Source organism: Arthrobacter sp. M4, from assembly GCF_020251205.1.
Classification (GTDB): domain Bacteria; phylum Actinomycetota; class Actinomycetes; order Actinomycetales; family Micrococcaceae; genus Arthrobacter.
In genome coordinates this window covers 1-220 of sequence record NZ_JAIWYX010000089.1, presented here as the reverse complement: position 1 = coordinate 220, position 220 = coordinate 1, and the positions used below count along the sequence as shown (strand labels likewise).

At 63.2% G+C, this 220-nt stretch carries 1 protein-coding gene; it reads right to left on the bottom strand.

Features of this window, described 5'->3' with window-relative positions; all coding sequences use genetic code 11:
• Positions 1-7: 7 nt before the first annotated feature.
• A partial coding sequence (locus LD110_RS23525; protein ID WP_225502350.1) for a hypothetical protein occupies positions 8-220 on the bottom strand: 213 nt, incomplete at its 5' end.

Here is a 220-nt window from a genome sequence, read left to right as displayed (position 1 = left end):
TCCTGAACTATCCCGACCGAATAGAACCCCACCTAAACCGATAAGAATTCCACCCCACGTACACAAACAACTTGACAAGCTCGGCGCAGGCGGTGGCGACCTCGGACACGGCCAGGGCGTGGGCCTCGTTCCCGCCGAACCGTACCGGCTGGGATCCGCGCCGCCGGGACAATTCCTCGGTGTTCAGTTCCTCGGTGATGGCTTCCTCCGCGCGGGCCAG